The organism is Enterococcus sp. B2E4 (assembly GCF_030499455.1).
GTDB lineage: Bacteria > Bacillota > Bacilli > Lactobacillales > Enterococcaceae > Enterococcus_D > Enterococcus_D casseliflavus.
The window spans coordinates 18,277-33,700 of the sequence record NZ_JAUKPK010000018.1; the positions used below are offsets into that span (position 1 = coordinate 18,277).

Annotated in this window: 12 protein-coding genes; 4 read left to right on the forward strand and 8 right to left on the reverse strand. The window is 45.5% G+C overall.

Going from position 1 to position 15,424, the window contains the following annotated elements; translation table 11 throughout:
- Positions 1 to 120: 120 nt before the first annotated feature.
- Positions 121 to 2,460, reverse strand: a complete 2,340-nt coding sequence (locus tag Q1X33_RS13025; protein ID WP_005227622.1) for a VWA domain-containing protein — start codon at positions 2,458 to 2,460, stop codon at positions 121 to 123.
- Between the two features lie 209 nt (positions 2,461 to 2,669).
- Between Q1X33_RS13025 and Q1X33_RS13030 the strand changes: the two genes are divergently transcribed.
- Positions 2,670 to 4,163: a helix-turn-helix domain-containing protein gene (locus Q1X33_RS13030; RefSeq protein ID WP_005227621.1), complete on the forward strand. Its 1,494-nt coding sequence runs from the start codon at positions 2,670 to 2,672 to the stop codon at positions 4,161 to 4,163.
- Positions 4,164 to 4,418: 255 nt separating this feature from the next.
- Here the strand turns inward: Q1X33_RS13030 and Q1X33_RS13035 are convergent, their stop codons facing one another.
- Both Q1X33_RS13035 and Q1X33_RS13040 read right to left on the reverse strand, forming a co-directional pair.
- A complete protein-coding gene (locus Q1X33_RS13035; protein ID WP_005227619.1) occupies positions 4,419 to 5,102 on the reverse strand; it encodes a response regulator in 684 nt (227 codons plus the stop codon).
- A complete protein-coding gene (locus Q1X33_RS13040; RefSeq protein ID WP_005227617.1) occupies positions 5,099 to 6,628 on the reverse strand; it encodes a sensor histidine kinase in 1,530 nt (509 codons plus the stop codon). Before Q1X33_RS13040 ends, Q1X33_RS13035 begins: the two co-directional genes overlap by 4 nt.
- Positions 6,629 to 6,795: 167 nt before the next feature.
- Here Q1X33_RS13040 and Q1X33_RS13045 point away from each other — a divergent pair, with 167 nt between their 5' ends.
- The gene (locus Q1X33_RS13045) at positions 6,796 to 8,124 is read left to right on the forward strand and encodes a 2-hydroxycarboxylate transporter family protein (protein WP_301969713.1); all 1,329 of its coding nucleotides are present in this window, start codon (positions 6,796 to 6,798) and stop codon (positions 8,122 to 8,124) included.
- Between the two features lie 30 nt (positions 8,125 to 8,154).
- Complete coding sequence (locus Q1X33_RS13050) at positions 8,155 to 9,318, forward strand: NADP-dependent malic enzyme (protein WP_005227614.1); 1,164 nt, start codon at positions 8,155 to 8,157, stop codon at positions 9,316 to 9,318.
- 130 nt (positions 9,319 to 9,448) lie between these two features.
- Here the strand turns inward: Q1X33_RS13050 and Q1X33_RS13055 are convergent, their stop codons facing one another.
- Positions 9,449 to 10,498, reverse strand: coding sequence for a zinc-binding dehydrogenase (locus Q1X33_RS13055; protein ID WP_241761012.1), 1,050 nt, complete (start codon positions 10,496 to 10,498; stop codon positions 9,449 to 9,451).
- Between the two features lie 89 nt (positions 10,499 to 10,587).
- On the opposite strand from Q1X33_RS13055, the gene Q1X33_RS13060 reads away from it, so the two are divergent.
- A complete protein-coding gene (locus tag Q1X33_RS13060) occupies positions 10,588 to 11,037 on the forward strand; it encodes a MerR family transcriptional regulator (RefSeq protein WP_005227611.1) in 450 nt (149 codons plus the stop codon).
- Between the two features lie 54 nt (positions 11,038 to 11,091).
- Here Q1X33_RS13060 and Q1X33_RS13065 read toward each other — a convergent pair whose 3' ends face one another.
- The 4 genes from Q1X33_RS13065 to Q1X33_RS13080 all read right to left on the reverse strand — a co-directional run bounded on the left by Q1X33_RS13065 (position 11,092) and on the right by Q1X33_RS13080 (position 15,116).
- Positions 11,092 to 12,255, reverse strand: a complete 1,164-nt coding sequence (locus Q1X33_RS13065; RefSeq protein WP_005227610.1) for a hypothetical protein — start codon at positions 12,253 to 12,255, stop codon at positions 11,092 to 11,094.
- A 47-nt stretch (positions 12,256 to 12,302) separates the two neighbouring features.
- On the reverse strand, positions 12,303 to 13,067 hold the full coding sequence (locus Q1X33_RS13070; protein ID WP_005227609.1) for a hypothetical protein: 765 nt from the start codon (positions 13,065 to 13,067) through the stop codon (positions 12,303 to 12,305).
- A 74-nt stretch (positions 13,068 to 13,141) separates the two neighbouring features.
- Positions 13,142 to 13,621 (reverse strand): signal peptidase I, encoded by a 480-nt coding sequence (lepB, locus tag Q1X33_RS13075; protein ID WP_005227608.1) that lies wholly within the window; start codon positions 13,619 to 13,621, stop codon positions 13,142 to 13,144.
- Between the two features lie 76 nt (positions 13,622 to 13,697).
- The gene (locus Q1X33_RS13080) at positions 13,698 to 15,116 is read right to left on the reverse strand and encodes an HTH domain-containing protein (protein WP_034868766.1); all 1,419 of its coding nucleotides are present in this window, start codon (positions 15,114 to 15,116) and stop codon (positions 13,698 to 13,700) included.
- Positions 15,117 to 15,424 lie beyond the last annotated feature (308 nt).

The following is a 15,424-nucleotide window of genomic DNA, read 5'->3' on the forward strand; positions in this document are numbered from 1 at the left end:
AGAATTATCGTTGTCTTTTTTCTAAACTTGGATAAATTTTGTAGGAAGAGTTTTATTTTCTAATCATCAAATAAGTAGTCATCTGGTTGCTGATAAAGAACTAGTAATGATAAAACTCTGTTACTTTCTCTTTCTAACGAATACGCCAATCGTTGTTACAACAATCATCAAACCCAAACCGACTAACCAGTCGGCGGTTTGTTCATTCGTTTTGGGTAGTTGTTTTTCTTTCGACGGTAACGTACTGTTCTCGGTAGAATTTGGTTTAGTATTATTTTGCGTCATTGTACTTGATTCTTTTGTGTTTGACTCTATCATGCTTGATTCCGTCGTGCTTGATTCTGTCGTACTTGGTACGGTTGTACTTGATTCCGACGTACTTGACTCCGTCGTGCTTGGCTCCGTGGTACTTGGCTCCGTTGTACTTGATTCCGACGTACTTGGTTCCGTCGTGCTTGGCTCCGTTGTACTTGGCTCCGTTGTACTTGGTTCCGTGATACTTGATTCCGACGTACTTGGTTCCGTCGTGCTTGGCTCCGTTGTACTTGGCTCCGTTGTACTTGGTTCCGTGATACTTGGCTCCGTTGTACTTGGTTCGGTTGTGCTTGGTTCGATTGTGCTTGGTTCCGTGGTACTTGGCTCCGTCGTGCTTGATTCTGTTGTACTTGGTTCCGTCGTGCTTGGTTCCGTCGTGCTTGATTCTGTTGTACTTGGTTCGGTTTCTTTTTTTGTATTGGTGATTACAAGGGTATCTCCCTCAGTCGTCACACTGCTTTCGAAGCCGTCGGGGACATTGACTTCCTCAACCCAATACACGAAGTCTTCCCCTTGATTGTTGTATTTTGGTATGTCTGCCATTTGACCAGCAACGGGTAGTTTTGTGAATGATGCTTGAAAATCATTGGCTTTTTCAAGGGTCAAACGGTCTGACTGCTGCCAACTGTCTGCTGCCGTAGTAGTGGTTCTTTTGACTTGATAATCGATTTGATCGGGAATCTCAGCTGCTGAAACATTGACCCACTTTTTAAGAACCGCAAGGGAAACACTGGGTGCTTTGATGGAAGGAATCGGGAAATCTAATGCTTCATCACCGCTTGCTGGGGTTAAGGTCGTACGGCCATTGCACAACACCCACGTCTCTCCTTTAAAATCTGGGGCTTCCGTATTCAGACGAACTTGGTAGGTCAACGTCAGTTTTTCATTTTCACCTAAAGCTACCCCACTGACCGTAATGGTCTGATTCTTTTCAGAAACGGTTACTCCAGTTGCAACTTCCTGCGCCTCGACCCACTCTCCTTGCGCATTTTTGCGCCACCCGACTAACTGATACTGATCGGCATCAAACTTGCCAGATCCTTGCAAAAGAATGCCCTCGCCCATCGGATCTGTAATCGTCCCATCAGGGATCGTTTTATCGATATGATTGGCGATTTCCGTCAATGCTGAACCCAATCCACTCAGGTTTTCATCCGTCGTTAAGTAATTGCTTGGTGCAGACGCCAGATTACGCCCAATGTATTCCCCTCGTGCGGAAGGCGCCGTTGCTACCGAATAATAGGTAAACCCAGATTTTTTAAGCGCGACGATCGTGCCAAGGGTTTCGTCTGTCACCACCGTACTGCTAACAGGAATAGCTTGCGAATCTGACGGATTTTTACTTGTCGTATGGTAAGCAGTAGCCGATGTTTGAAATGACTCGACATAGCTTTCCGTGTGATAGCCATTGTAATCGCGGATTGCGCCAGTATTTTGATAAACTGTTGCATCATCTGCTGGCAAATAACTACGATTGGCACTGTCATCACCAATATGGATAAACAGCTTTTCCGCTTCTGGTCGACTTTCTTCCAGTAATAGCTGTTGCCCTGCCAGCAAGCCCTTTTGCATGAAGGTTCCAGAATGGGTTTCGGCCGTCTCCCGCAGAAATTGTTCTAAGTAGGCGATATCGGTAGAAAAACCATTGGTGGTGTAGATTTCCCGATTGTAGGCAACGATCCCGATCCGAATGGAACCATTCGCCAGCGAATCAGCCAATTCATTTCCAAACTGCTGCAACCCCAACAAGGCGTTGGTCAATTTTTCTCCCGTCATAGAGGAAGAATAATCGATCACCATGACCAGATCAACAGGGGTACTGGTCTGGTTGCCTTTGACAGCTAACGTTACATCAAATAGTACTTGACCCGCTGCTTCTTTGACACTCTTTTTCAGATATGCTTCATCTGCATAATTGACATAGTTCTCTTCATCAAAAGCAACCCCCGGCGCCTGTCCATACTTGTAATTGTACGTATCTCCTTGCGCCGTTCCATTTGTCAAATACTGCCCGGTCGCATCGGTTTGATAGTCAAAATCATACGTGGTGGTTTCGCTGTTTACAGTCAGACTGCCTATAAGAAACCCCATCAACAACAGGAAAAAAATCCCTGCATGCTTTTGCCAACCTCTTTTGTGTTTCATCGCTTTCGCTCCTTTATTTCTGCACTGCTTTCCTCACAAAAATCCTTGAGTAATGAGGAAAGCGAGTCTTTATCAGAAAACAGTATAGAAGGTTTTGCTGGGAAAAGGAGACAAAAAAATGCCGATTTCATTTGCAAAAAAATCACGTTTTTTGTGCTATCATAAGAGAGTCGAGTACATAGAGAAACCTTTAGAACGGAGCTTGGATTATGGAACGCTTTTATCCATTTTTTGGACACACCCTCAAGAGAGATATCGACTTGCTGCGGTTTTTGTATCTTCAAAAACGCTTTGTTCCCATTGAAGAGATCAGTCAAGCGTTGGCTTTGGATCGCCGCTCCATCCAAAAAAGCTTCGACACTTTAAGCAAACGCTCGCTTTCCTTGCAAGACGATCCCTCACCGCTTTTGATTGCCAAACACGGCTTGGGGTTATCCTTTATTGGGACGAAGCGAGACTACAAGCGATTGAGTCGGCAGTTGCTGGAAGCGAATCCCTTTTTTTATTTGCTGGAAACTCTTTTGCTGCAAAATGAGATCAATTTGATCCAATTCGCCGCTGATCATTACTTCTCCGAATCAACCGTTCGCAAACGAATCTATGCGTTGCAAAAACTGCTTGCTCCATTGGGATTTCAGCTGCAAAAGCAAAAAGGGACGGTTCGACTCGTAGGCAGTGAAGCCCGTATCCGCTACTTTATGATGGTCTTCTTTTGGCGAACATTTGCTGGTCTGCATTGGCCCTTTACTGGTCTTTCCCAGAAAAAATGCGAAACCATCGCTCAAGACTTTTACCAAAACAACCAGATTCCCTTTAACCCGATCGAATTGAAAATGACCACGTACATTTTGGCCGTCACTATTTTGCGGTTTCGCAAAGGACAACGGATTTCGCCAGAAGCAGTGGCGATCAAACCGCCCTTGATTGGGTCAGATCTTTCCCTTTTTCACCCTCTGATTGATGAAGAGACCGCTATTTACAGCCATTTATCGTCAGAACTAGCGGAACACTTCTTTCTTGATGCAAATGAATGCCGCTTTTGTTTTCTATGGCTGGCATCCAATCTCGATCGAACGTTTGCCGATGCGCAACTGGACGCTGCGTTTTCCCCCAAAAAACCAACGACCAGCATCCAAAAACTGCTCTGGTCGATGACCGCTTTCGCACCAAAATCCAAGTTGACCCGTCCTTGCAAAAGTAGGATCGTGAATACCCTCTTGAATGGGCTTTTAACGATCGAATTGTTTGGGCCAGTCGACCATACATTAGCTGGCTATAATACTGCACAGTTTTTAACCGAACATTTTCCTGATTTACAAAAGCAAGCCGAAAAGCTAGTGACGAAAACTTCGTTCTACCAAGCAGATCCGCTGAAACGCAGTGGCTTTTCTCTTTATGTCGCTACGGCGTGGACGTTGATTTTGCCGCCAGCTGATTTTCAGCAAAAAATCAAGATCAAACTGGAAACAGACTTGCCGCTGGCGATTTCACTGACCATCAGAGAACTGATCAAAGCGCCATTTCAAGGGTTCTACAATCTTGATATTCGTGATCAGTTTGTCGACGACGACTACGATCTCTGTCTAAGCACCACTCCATTGTCTGAAACCTTTGAAAAAGGACCCGTCCTGTTGATCAATGCGCAAATCACCGTCCCTGATTTGCTAGCGATTCATCAGGCGATTGAAACGTTAGATAAATAAAGGATAAAAAAACCGCACTTGGCTGAACGACAAGAGCGGTTTTTTTTGTAGAAAGGCGTTCTCAGAGTGAAAAAACATGATGACACTCAGAAGCTTGCCCTTCCTACTTGCATTGGGTCTGCTTGTTTCTTTTGTCTTAGCCACTCTCACCGACCGTCCCCTTCAAGTGGTAGATCACTTGAACCGTTGTTTTTGGCGAGTACCATGAGAACTGGCTAGCTTCAAAAACACTGATAAGGATAAAGATAACAACGCTCACTCTTCTTTGTCAGTGATCAAAAAATACTGTTTATATGGACGCCCAATTTTTGTATACACATTTTCGCTGCGAATGGCTTTGGTCTTTTCTAAGTGGGCGACATACTTTCGTACCGATACATGGGACAATGCGCAAGCTTGCGCCAATTCTTGGACTGTAAATGGCTGTTTGATGGTACGAATCGTTTCTTGGATCAGCTGAAGCGTGTCTTCTGTCAACCCTTTTTCCAGTTCGATCCACGGACTTTTTTGGTTTCCCTGCAGCAGCAGATCGATTTGCTGCTGAGCGATCCGTGGATGTTTGAGGCTTTCCCGTCGTTGCTGAAATACTTGGATACTTTGGGCAAATCGTTCGAAGGAAAACGGCTTGATCAAATAATCCAGCATCCCCAAATGCAGGCTTTGACTGATCAATCGTGTTTCATCGGCAGCCGTGATCATGATGACATCCACAGCCTGTTGTTGTTCCCGTAATGTTTGCAACAGCTCCAAACCATTACCATCTTTCAAATGGATATCCAGCAAGAGCAGCTCAATGGTTTCTTTTTGCAGCATTTCTTGCGCTTCTTCCACTGTTTCCACCGAAAAAATTCGCTCAAAAACCGCCAAACGTTCTAAATAGCTGCGATGAATAAATTGAACCATCGGGTCGTCTTCAACAATCAAAATATTGGCTTTCATAGCTGCTCCTTCCGATAATCATTCGTGATCGTCACTTCCAAAACACCTTGGGCTTGTTGAAAAATGATTTTCCCGTTGACTTCATGCAACAATTGCTGAAAATAGCCAACTCGCTGTAAAGTCACTTGTTCTGTGGGTGTCAGCATTTCTTCCGCTAGCTGCCAACTCGTTTGCAGTTGATTTTCTTGGTACTCGATTTTCATAAATACCTCTTGGGTCAAATGCTTTTGCAGCAAAAGATGATGTATATATTGATAAAGGTTTAATAAGACTTTGGTTTCATGTGCAACGGCTCCTTGGGGAATCTCTGGAAAAATTTCTACCAACAGCTGGCATTTCTTTTCTAAAAATTTTTGCCGCTCGCCAATCAAAAAACCTGCCAGCAAGGGATTTTTAATGAGAATCGCTAGCCGATGAGCAAATTCTTTCTCTGGTTTCAAAATATCATCTAAATAGATCGTCAACTCTTCATAGGCTTCTAAGTCCACCAAACCATAGATGACATGCAGCTTGTTCATAAATTCGTGGGCTTGACTTTGCAGTGCCGTCGCATAGGCTGTCGTATTTGCCAACTGATCCGCAATGAATAAGGACTCTGTCGCATTTCTTAGAAAAATAATATACCCTATCTGCTGATTTCTCACGATGATCGGCGCCGATGAAAAGACATAGTCCTGCCCTTCTTGCTGTACTAACCGCTCTTGCTTCTTGTCAAAATCAACATGCTGCAAAGCAGGCAGGATCGTTAGCAGGGATTGGCCAACCAAGCCATCTTCTGATGCAGTAGCAAGCGGCAATGCCGTGGCGGCTCGATTTGCCAGCAAGATGTTCTTGGCTAAGTCTAAGACAAAAACAACATCCTTGGTTTCTTCCAGCATACTATTGCGCTCTTCTAACAAACGTGAGATTTCTTGTGGTTCCAAATTATGCAGTTGGCGTTTCAAATAAAATGCCACGAATAATGCAATCCCCCCGCCTAATAGCAAACTGATGAACAATGCTTTCCGATAGCCTTTTTGTGATAGTAAGATCAACGATTGCAGTGAAGTCATTTTAATCCCTAATGCCACGACGCCAAGTTGTTCTCCATCTTCTTTCACTGGAACGAACCCCCGTAAGGATTGTCCTAAGGTGCCGTTGCCAATGGAGAGAGACTCCTTGCCTTCAATGGCAGGTGTTTCATCGCCACCAGTAAAAGGTTGACCAATTTTTTCAGGATCTGGGTGCGTGATCCGAATAGCGTCTTGGTTCATCAAAACAATAAAGTCCAACCCATAATTTTTTGCTAATTCATTGGTATATGATTGCAACTGGGGACTGGCTTTCTCATCCCGCAGTGCTTGCTTGACCTCCGCTTCTGACGCTAACTGACGACCGATCGATAGCAGCAGCGTTTCTTCATCTCGGTGCATTTGCTCTTTTTGTTCCATCATCATCAGTACATAAAATAATGTTAGAACGATACATAAGGTACTGGTAAAAATCCCTACTAACAGCACCCACAGCCGGACTGGCCGCTCCCGCATAGTCGTTCCTCCCCAATTGCTAATAAGCGTTCATTACACGCTCATTTTAACATAGGAATCTTTTTCCGAAGGTCTTTTTTTAAGTTGCATTTAATTAAATTAGTTAAATAATCTTCTTTGTTTGTGAGCGCTTCCTTATACTGGAGACATCCAAAGGAGGTATTTGAATGAAACAAGTCGTCGCAAAACAACCCGTTGTTGAAAAAACGCAAACCAAAGCAAAGTGGTGGTCTTTCTATGTTGGTTCCGTTCCTTTGCCCGTCTATCTGGTAATGTCTGCCATTATCTTGATCACTGCTTTTCTGCAACAACTGCCTGTCAATATGCTGGGTGGGTTCGCCGTTATCCTAAGTTTAGGCTGGTTATTAGGAACGATTGGTGCCAACATCCCTATCATTAAGAATTTCGGTGGTCCCGCTATTTTTTCTTTGTTGATTCCGTCAATCTTGGTCTTTTTTAATCTCATCAATCAAAACGTATTGGAATCAACCAATATCTTAATGAAGCAAGCGAACTTTCTTTATTTCTATATCGCCTGTTTGGTTTGCGGCAGTATTTTAGGGATGAATCGCAAAACCTTAGTCCAAGGGTTGATGCGAATGATCATTCCTATGATGTTAGGCATGGTCTTAGCGATGGGCGTAGGTACTCTTGTCGGCGTCCTGTTAGGGCTAGATTGGAAGCACACTTTGTTCTTTATTGTGACTCCTGTTTTAGCTGGCGGTATTGGGGAAGGAATCTTGCCGCTTTCCTTAGGCTATAGTGCCATCACTGGTTTAGGTAGCGAGCAATTAGTCGGGCAGTTGATTCCAGCCACCATCATCGGCAACTTTTTCGCGATCGTTTGTACTGGCTTGTTGACTCGCTTAGGGGAACAAAAACCGCGGCTTTCAGGAAAAGGCCAACTCGTCAAAATGAGTGATGGGGATGATTTGAAAGATGCGTTGGTTGAAGATCAATCACCGATCGACGTCAAATTGATGGGTGCCGGTGTGCTGACCGCTTGTACGCTCTTTATTCTCGGCGGTTTGCTGGAACACGTCACTGGGTTTCCTGGACCTGTTCTCATGATCGTGGCAGCCGCTTTCTTGAAATACTTGAATGTCGTACCAAAAGAAACCCAAAAAGGATCGAAACAGCTTTACAAATTCATCTCGGGTAACTTTACATTTCCACTCATGGCAGGATTAGGACTGCTTTATATTCCTTTGAAGGATGTCGTCGGCATGCTGACCTGGCAGTACTTTTTAGTCGTTATCAGCGTTGTTTTCACCGTGATCGCCACGGGCTTTGTCGTTTCTCGCTTTATGAATATGTACCCCATCGAAGCGGCCATCGTTTCTGCTTGCCAAAGCGGAATGGGTGGAACCGGCGATGTCGCGATTTTAAGTACCGCCGACCGCATGAATTTGATGCCATTTGCCCAAGTAGCTACACGTTTGGGTGGCGCGATCACCGTTATCTCAATGACAGCACTGTTACGACTATTATTTTAATTGTTTGAAATCGGAAGGGAGAAATGAAGAATGTCAACGATCAATGTCAAAGAAGCAGCTATGAAACAAGCCGAGGAAAATGGAGGAAAATTAGCTGTTGTTTCTAAAGTCACTATTGACTCAAAAGAAGATTTAAGTATCGCTTACACTCCAGGGGTCGCAGCTGTTTCATCGGCGATTGCGGAAAACGAAGAACTCGCCTACACCTTGACCACGAAGAAAAATACCGTCGCCGTGATCAGCGATGGCTCGGCGGTTTTAGGTTTGGGCAACATTGGTGCCAAAGCTGCTATGCCGGTCATGGAAGGCAAAGCGGCCTTGTTCCAACGCTTTGCTGGGATCGACTCTATCCCGATCGTCCTAGACACGCAAGACACCGAAGAAATCATTCAAACGATCAAAGCGATCGCACCAACCTTTGGTGGGATCAACCTAGAAGATATCAGCGCCCCTCGCTGCTTTGAGATCGAACGACGCTTGATTGAGGAATTATCGATCCCCGTGTTCCACGATGACCAACACGGGACTGCCATCGTCGTTTTAGCCGCTTTGATCAATAGCCTGAAGCTGATCGACAAATCCTTTGAAGAGGTCAAAATCGTGATCAACGGCGGTGGTTCTGCTGGCCTTGCCATTACCCGGAAATTTCTGGCTGCTGGCATCAAACACATCACGGTCGTCGACAAAGCAGGGATCCTTTCAGAAACGAACCATGAACTTGCGCCCCATCACGCAGAAATCGCCAAAGTCACAAATCGTCAACAGCTAACAGGAACACTAGAAGATGCCCTCAAAGGAGCAGATGTCTTCGTAGGCGTTTCCGCTCCTGGTGTGCTGCACCCTGAATGGATCAAAACGATGGCAGAAAAACCAGTGATTTTTGCGATGGCGAATCCAACGCCAGAGATTTTCCCTGATGAAGCACTGGCAGCTGGTGCCTTTATCGTCGGCACTGGTCGCAGTGATTTCCCTAATCAGATCAATAATGTCTTGGCCTTTCCAGGAATCTTCCGAGGCGCATTAGACGCTCGAGCAAGAGACATCACGATCGAGATGCAGATCGCAGCAGCACAAGGAATCGCTAGTTTGATCCCCGAATCAGCATTGACTCCGACCACTATCATTCCAGATGCGTTTCAGCCTGATGTTGCTAAAGTCGTGGCAGAAAGTGTGAAGAATGCTGGGAAAAAATAGTTACGCTATAAAATGAACATTGGCCCCCTCTCTACACATCAACATTGAGAGGGGGCTTGTGTTTTTATTCCAGATGCTTTTTTACAAACGAAAAGCACAGAAGTTCTTCACTTCTGTGCCGCAGGTAGCGTTAAAACGTCACAACCGCTTTGACCATTGGATCATCTTCTAACGTTTGGCGTTCTAACGCCTCTTGCAGTTTTTCCAATGGGTATTCATCCGTGATATATTTTGTGGGATCGATCATGCCACTAGCAATCAAGTCGATCGTTTGTTCAAATTCTTGGCGGGTGCATGAAACGCTGCCGATGAGCTTGATTTCTTGCAAGACCAACCGATTTAATGAAAAAGGAATTTCGGGAGCAACGGAATTTCCGATCGCCACGATCGTTGCACCAGGACGAGCAGCCTCAATGCACGTCGCTAAGGAACTGCTGGAACCGACTGCTTCAAAAATCAAATCGAACCCACCAGCAGACGCGTCTTTCAATACTTCCCCACGGTTTGGATCCTTGGTGTCAAAGTAATCGTCAAAGATTCCCAATTCCTTGGCTTTCTCTATTTTTGTATCGTTGATTTTGGACATCGCCACATATGATGCCCCAGCTTTTTTTGCCAATTCGCCAATCAATTGCCCGATGATCCCACTTCCAGAAACCAAGACTTTGTCATTTAACTTGATGTTGGATTTGCGGACGGCATGATAGGCAACCATCAAGGGATCAATCAAGCTAGCCGCTGTATCTGAAACTGTGTCTGGCAATTTATAAGCATTGGATGCTTTTCCGACAAACCGTTCGGCATAGGCGCCATTGCAGACAAAGCCGATATAATTGGTGCCATTTACTTCCCGACACAAATGCTCTTGCCCTTTTTGGCACATATCACATTTCCCACAATAAAGATTGGCCCAAAAAGCAACACGATCGCCGATTTTAAAGGAACTATCGCCTGCATCCGTCACGACACCGCAAAACTCGTGACCCATGATAAAATCGGACTCCCCTGTTTTACCCCAACCTTTCCCTGCTTGCCACATATGCACGTCACTGCCGCAGACGCCGCACGCTGAAACTTGGATCTCGATCAGTCCTTCTTCCACTTTCGGCACAGGGACTTCTTTGACCTCGATCGTTTCTGGTCCTTTTAATACAGCAGCTTTCATGGTTTTTTCTGTCATTTCTGTTTCCTCCTCATTGCTTTTTCCTTTGCTTACTGTCATACTAACATTAAAGTTAACTTCAAAGTCAATGTTAAGGAGTGAAAAAAATGACCTATACAATATCCCAAGTTGCGAAAGCCTTAAATATCCCTACGTCAACCATCCGCTATTATGACAAAGAAGGCCTTTTGCCGACGTTGGCGCGCAAAGAATCTGGCTACCGTTTGTTTTCAGATACCGAAATTGAGATGCTGGATTTGATCGAATGTCTGAAGGAAACAGGCATGACCATTAAAGAGATCAAAGATTATGCACAATTGACACGCCTTGGTGATGACTCGCTGCAAGAACGCCATAAAATGTTTCTTGAACAAAAAAAAGCGCTGCAAGCGCAGATAGACGCTTTGCAGCAATCGATGGCGTTGATCGACCATAAGTGCTGGTATTATGAATCAGCGATCGCAGCCGGTACAGAACAAATCCATTTCCCAATCAAAATGTCGTTGAGAAACAAAGAGAAGTTTCAAGCGCTCACCGCCCAAAGCGAAGATCGCTAACGTTATGTATCGTTCACAGGACTATCTGTCTGCTTCTAGTGACCCGAAGCAAACCTACTCTTGGTACTTTTCAAATACTTGCTTGTCTGCTAGTGAATAGACTTGTTCATACAAATAATCAAAGAGGGTATTCATGTTTTCTTTCGTATCGCTCACTTCATCAAGGATCTCTTTTGCCGTACGATGAGCGATATTCAAGCGCATTTCAGCGTTGTAGATCATCCGTTCTGCTTCAACCTGCGCTTCTTCAAGCGTTCGATCTGCTTTCTTTCTAGCAAATAGCAAAATATCCCGCATTTCCGCTTGAAACTGCTGATTTTCTTTTTGTAACTCTTGGTTTTCTTTTTGCAGCTCATTGACTGTCTTGCGAAGCGCAGCGGCTTCTTCTTCCTGAACACCTCGAGCCTGCTCCTCCAGCTGTGCTTCTTTTTCAGCGAGTTGGTTCGCCAAATTAGTGATGACCTCTTCTTTTTGGAGCAGCAGCTGTTTTTGTTCTTGGGCTTTGCTTTCATACCATTGTTTTTCTCTCGCCCAATCCAAGCGTTCAAAAATCGCTTTTTCTTTCACTTGCTGGATATCCGATTGTGAGCGATGCAAGGCTTCTGCATGGAGCCTTTTTTCAAGTTCGGTGATTCTCGTACGTGCCAATGCTAACTCTTGATGGGTTTGTTCAAAGCTCATATCTGCTGGTAGGTCAGGCGCCAGCTCCAACTGCTCCTTGTTGGCTTCTGCGCTAAACTCTTCAAAGGAGCGTTTTTCTTGATAGCCATGTAAGGGCGCATTGACGGTGTCATTGCGCTTTTTGGTGCTTTTGCGCTTTTTCTTCCCTTTACTGCTTGTCGGATGTGGCATGCCCGTTTCTGACGACCAGGATTGCGCAGAGTGCTTAGGCGATCCTTCTGGCGCCGATCGTTCCTCTAACCCTGCTTGTGCTGAGGGAGACGGTGCCAGCGTCTGCCCGCTTCGTTGCCCCTGCTTTTTGCCTTTTTGGGGTTTACTACTGGTATCCGTTATCCCTTGATCGTTACTCGTAGCCTTCTTTTTTGAGGTATCGTCGATCGTTTCTTTCGCTGGTCCACTGACAACAGCTGCCTCAGCAGATCCGTTTTCTTTCTCATACGTTTCTTCAAATCCTTTTAATTCTTTCAATGATACTTGGTTCATTTCATCGAATAGCGTCTGAGCAGAAAACCACCCACGCCCCTTCTTCTTACTCATCCCATGAATCCCTCCTTTTCATCAATAACTCTTTTGATTGTTTCTTTCTAAGCGCCCGTGTCTGAAGCTTGAGCAAGCTCTTTTCGGTTGAGTACTTGCCACTGTCCCTGGGCATCACGGACGATCGCTTGTTCAAATGACGTATCGGGCGTATCTGCTACTTGTAAAACGAAATGGCACCGTTGCACGCCTTGTGCCTGCGCTAGATCATCAACGATTCGTTCCAAGTTGGCTTCCCAAGTGGAAAAATCGGCAACTGAGTGCAAATGACTGACACTCGTTAAGGTGATTTCTTGCAGCGGTTGGTCAATATGGATCAATACGACTGTCGGTCCTAAAAAGGGCGTCACTTGTGTCCCAAATTCTTCTTCTAGCTGAAATCGCGCTTCTCGATCATCCGCCATCAGCAGCGTCTGCCAAGCAAGGCTTTCAAAAGGGATCCCCGCAGACGGGTACACCGATAACGGTCGTTGCATCCCTTCCATCTGTTCTTTTTGTAAATGTAAGATTTCCTGTTTCAGCTGCTGGCTTTCCTTTTCAATCCTACGAACTTGCGTCTGTAAGGAAAAATGGGGAAAGGTAAAAAGTAGCAGACTTAAAAGAAACAGACCACTGACCATCAGTAACGCTAACGGATGTTCATTACGAATCTTATGCTTAAAAAAAGCCAGTTTTCTTTTTTCCAACTCCGTCATGTTTGTTTGCCGCTCAAGCCTTCGAACAAAGATTTCGAGGTATCCCCGTTGAGCAAGTACCCCGATCGCCACAAAACAAAGCAGCAGTATACTTCCATAAACCATCTTCACGGACATCCCCCTTTCCAGCTTTCGGTCTCTAAATAAGCCTCGATTTTCAATCCGACACGCTGACTGACCTCGTTGAACCCTTAAAATAAATTCAAGACGACCCCACGAAGCGCCTCGCTCGTCACCATCCCAAATTCACGACTATCGATCGAGTGCATGATCGCATCCCCGACGACGAAATACTCACCTGGTTGCAAGATGCCCCCGATTGGCAGTTCCCTCGCCGTTTCTTGCGTCAGCGTAAAGGTATAGGAAAAATCATAATAAGAACCTGACGCACCCAATAGCAAGCGATTGCCACTGCGAGCATAAGAATCGCCAGGAACCCCGATCACTCGTTTTACGATCAGCCGCCCTTCATGCTCAAAAGCTACGAGATCATAGCGATGGGGCAGCTGATTCTTTTGAATAAGGACTAACTCGTTGTTTTGAAAGATGGGGACCATCGACTCACCGCTGACCCGAGCAATTTTGTAGTTTGAAAAGAAAAAGAACAGCAGCAGTAGCAGACAACTTATTCCCAACACACGAAGTGCCCATTGCTTTTGGAATCGACCCATGATACCTGTTGCTCCTCTACCATAATTTTACGTCGTACGTAGCCTTTGACTGATTCTACCGTTGACTCTACCGCTTTTAGCGAACGGCAGATGCTGCTGGAAGCTCTTCACTAGGAATCGAGCCTTCACATGAACCAAGAAAATCAGCTAAAATTGCCTTGCCGAGGCGTTCGATGGAATTTGGCTCAATCGGTCGTTCCAACCGATAGATGGGCTGTTCCAATTCCAGCAAAAAGAGCGGTTGATCGGTGACCAACACCTGGCGGGCGGTGAAAATCGACAGCTCACTCGTAGCCTCGACGACGACATCCACTCCTTGTGCAACCAGCCAATCCCTCAGACGTTGCTTGATCCAGCCTTTGATTTTCTCATTTCCACTCAAATGATAGGTGATCATCAGCTGTTTGTTTTTTAACTGCTGCTTGTTTAAATACGTCTCCCCCAATGTCACCAAATAGTGAGAAGCAGCGCTAGAAAGTGCCGTAGACTTTCCAATACCAGACACTGCTGGCTTTTGACGATCTCGCAGAAAAGAAGGTGGCACATGGAAGAGTCGATCCAATAACATGACTGCTAACGTCACTTGCACGAATACGCGATCTTCTCTCAATGTCTCTGCTTGCTTAGGAAACGTCTCTCGCAAACTATCGATTGGATCAAAGGGCACCGTTTCTTCGACCCACGGATGTTTCAATAAAAACGAAAGTACCCCTTCATCTGCCATCATCAGGAATAGCAAGACACACCGTTCTTGCTGCGACAAGGACCTGCAGACCTCCAAGCCTTCGATGACAAAGCCCGTTTTTTCAAGAAACAACCGACAAAAGTCAGCCATTTCCCAATTTTCCTCCAAGCGCCCACCTTGTTGCGCCCGCAAAAGAAAGACCTTCGTCCACTGCAGCGAAACCACTGGATCGATCGGCAAGGAGGGACGATACCGCAGTGTCAACGTCTCAGCCAGCTGCTCAAAGAGTTGGTGAGGCTGTTCCTCTTCCTCAAAATAAAAGGCTTTATAGAAATACCGTATATTTCCTTCTGCCCCTTCTAGGCACCACTGCTTTTTATTCAAAGTCAGCTCATAAGCAGCGAACAAGGTCTGAAGCTGGCGGCATTGTTTCAAAAAGGTTTGATTGCCTAATCCAGTGATGGCAGCCAGTTTTTCAGGTATCGCCGTTTCTTGCTGACACAAGAAATGCAGAAACAACAGATTTGGATCATCCGCCAGCAATGCTCGCTTTTTTTCCTGATACTCCGCCAATTCTTGGATCACCAATTCATAGCCATTGCTGGCAGATGCGAGAATCGTCGAAGCCCCAAATAGTTGACGTAGTTCCTCAATGTCTGAAATAATCGTCCGCCGTGAAGCGCCGCACGCTTGTGCCAGCTGTTGCCCACTTAAATGACCGTAACATTCCAACTGCCGTAAAATCGTCAGTTGCCGTTTGCGCGTCATTGAAAATAAACTGTTCATCAATAAAGACGGCTTGTTTCTCATCGTTTCACCTCCCCACACATCCGAAAGAAGAGAAGCTGCAGGCAATTTCCAGCAGCTTCTGCTTGATTCTTATTAAAACCTCGTTTTTCTGCGCCCACATAATGGTATCAACGGTTTCCATCGGAACAACGCTGCCTCCCTTTGGCTCTTACTGCTCCTCTCACCAGTAGATCGATGATCGCTAGCAGCAAAGCTCGGGTATTGCTGTCTGCTTGTCTGATTTTTTAGGAACGACTCTCGAGAGCCAGGAAAAAAGCGTAACGGAACTGCAGCTGCCGCTTGCCTTTTCTCCATGAAGGAAACATCTC

Coding starts and splice junctions, on each gene's coding strand:
- Q1X33_RS13045 (WP_301969713.1), top strand. CDS start 6,796: ATGAAACAAGTCGTCGCAAAACAACCCGTTGTTGAAAAAACGCAAACC.
- Q1X33_RS13040 (WP_005227617.1), bottom strand. CDS start 6,628: ATGCGGGAGCGGCCAGTCCGGCTGTGGGTGCTGTTAGTAGGGATTTTT.
- Q1X33_RS13025 (WP_005227622.1), bottom strand. CDS start 2,460: ATGAAACACAAAAGAGGTTGGCAAAAGCATGCAGGGATTTTTTTCCTG.
- Q1X33_RS13055 (WP_241761012.1), bottom strand. CDS start 10,498: ATGACAGAAAAAACCATGAAAGCTGCTGTATTAAAAGGACCAGAAACG.
- Q1X33_RS13080 (WP_034868766.1), bottom strand. CDS start 15,116: ATGAGAAACAAGCCGTCTTTATTGATGAACAGTTTATTTTCAATGACG.
- lepB (WP_005227608.1), bottom strand. CDS start 13,621: ATGGGTCGATTCCAAAAGCAATGGGCACTTCGTGTGTTGGGAATAAGT.
- Q1X33_RS13065 (WP_005227610.1), bottom strand. CDS start 12,255: ATGAGTAAGAAGAAGGGGCGTGGGTGGTTTTCTGCTCAGACGCTATTC.
- Q1X33_RS13060 (WP_005227611.1), top strand. CDS start 10,588: ATGACCTATACAATATCCCAAGTTGCGAAAGCCTTAAATATCCCTACG.
- Q1X33_RS13030 (WP_005227621.1), top strand. CDS start 2,670: ATGGAACGCTTTTATCCATTTTTTGGACACACCCTCAAGAGAGATATC.
- Q1X33_RS13070 (WP_005227609.1), bottom strand. CDS start 13,067: ATGTCCGTGAAGATGGTTTATGGAAGTATACTGCTGCTTTGTTTTGTG.
- Q1X33_RS13050 (WP_005227614.1), top strand. CDS start 8,155: ATGTCAACGATCAATGTCAAAGAAGCAGCTATGAAACAAGCCGAGGAA.
- Q1X33_RS13035 (WP_005227619.1), bottom strand. CDS start 5,102: ATGAAAGCCAATATTTTGATTGTTGAAGACGACCCGATGGTTCAATTT.